Origin of the sequence: Falsiroseomonas oryziterrae (genome assembly GCF_021864505.1) — a bacterium.
GTDB classification, from domain to species: Bacteria; Pseudomonadota; Alphaproteobacteria; order Acetobacterales; family Acetobacteraceae; genus Falsiroseomonas; species Falsiroseomonas oryziterrae.
On sequence record NZ_JAKJIB010000558.1, the window covers coordinates 1 to 1,493 of the forward strand.

Below are 1,493 nucleotides of genomic sequence, written 5' to 3' on the forward strand. Positions count from 1 at the left end.
GGTGGGGAGGGTCCGGGAGGGGCGAAGCCCCTCCCGATCACCGCACCGCGCTACGCGGCCTCGGCCGTCAGCACGATGCGCCCCGTCACCTTGCCCGCGATCAGGCGCTGCAGCGCCGCGTCGGCGTTGCGCATCGGCTCGCGGGTGATCGGGATGGCGGGCAGCCGGCCGCCCTGCGCCATGGCGACGAGCGCGCGCAACTCCTTCGGGCTGCCGACATAGCTGCCCTGCACGGTCAGGGCGCGCATCGCCATGACAGGCAGCGGCACCGTCAGCTCGCCGCCGAACAGCCCGACCTGGACGAGCCTGCCGCCCTTGGTCAGCGCGTCGAAGCAGATGCGCGCGGTGGCGCTGCCGTTGACGAGGTCGATGATCGCCTCGACCGGGCCGCCGCAGAGCGCGACCAGGCGTTTCGTGACGTCGTCGCCCGTCGCCTCCAGCGTATCGGTGGCGCCGGCCTCGCGCGCCGCGGCGAGCTTCTCCGCGCTGATGTCGACCGAGACGATGCGGCGATGGCCCATCGCCTTCAGCACCGCGATCGCCTGCAGGCCGAGCCCGCCGGCACCCACCAGCACGATCGGCGTGTCGGCCGGCAGCGGCATGACCTTGTTGATCGCGGAGAAGACGGTGATGCCGGAGCAGGCATAGGTGGCCGCCAGCGCCGGATCGAGGTCGCCGGGATCGACCAGGTGCCGCGGCTGCGGCGCCAGCACATGCGTCGCATAGCCGCCGTTCTGGAAGACGCCGAGCGCCTTGCCCTGGACGCACATGTTGTCGTCCTCGGCCCGGCATCGGGCGCAGGTGCCGCAGCCGACCCAGGGGAAGACGATGCGCGTCTGGCCGACGGCGAGGCCCTGGCCCTCGGCGTCGGGCCCCCACTTCACGACGCGGCCGACGATCTCGTGGCCCATGGCGAGCGGCAGCACGACGCCGCGCTCCGACAGCCGCATCTTCCCGCGGCTGCCGAGGTCCCACTCGCCCTCCCAGATGTGGATGTCGGAATGGCAGACGCCGGCATGGGTGACTTCCAGCAGCACCTGCTTGCCGGTCGGCTCCGGCGTCGGCAGCTCGATCTCCTGCAGCGGCTGCTTCGCCGCCACGACGGCCCAGGCGCGCATGGCCCTTCTCCTCCCCTTGCGGCGGCGATGGTCGGGCCGCGCCAGGGGACGGTCAATCGCGCGGGGCGGACAAGGCGTGCTTGTGACCGGCGGGGCGTGAGCCGCGCGTCGTGACCGGCGCGGATGCGTTTTCGGCTTTCGGCCGGCAGAGCCGCGCTGCAACACTCCGGGACCGGTCGCGTTGGCGGGCGGCGGCAGGGAGGCAGGCATGTCGGACGTTCTCACGCGCATCCTGATGGGGGCGCTCGGCGGCGCGCAGCAGCCGGGCGCGGGCGGCGGGATGGGCGGCTCCCCGCTCGGCGTGCCGCGGATGCCAAGCGCGCGCGGCCAGCTTGGCGGCGGGGGCGAGATGGGCGGCGGGCTGGGCGGCCTGCT

At 73.8% G+C, this 1,493-nt stretch carries 1 protein-coding gene; it reads right to left on the reverse strand.

Annotation, left to right across the window (positions count from 1 at the left end):
* Nucleotides 1-50: 50 nt before the first annotated feature.
* A complete protein-coding gene (locus L2I40_RS23120) occupies nt 51-1,118 on the reverse strand; it encodes an alcohol dehydrogenase (RefSeq protein WP_237217706.1) in 1,068 nt (355 codons plus the stop codon).
* Between the last annotated feature and the right edge of the window lie 375 nt (nt 1,119-1,493).

Excerpts from the sequence above, each read along its gene's own strand:
- L2I40_RS23120 (WP_237217706.1), bottom strand. The coding sequence starts at position 1,118 with ATGCGCGCCTGGGCCGTCGTGGCGGCGAAGCAGCCGCTGCAGGAGATC.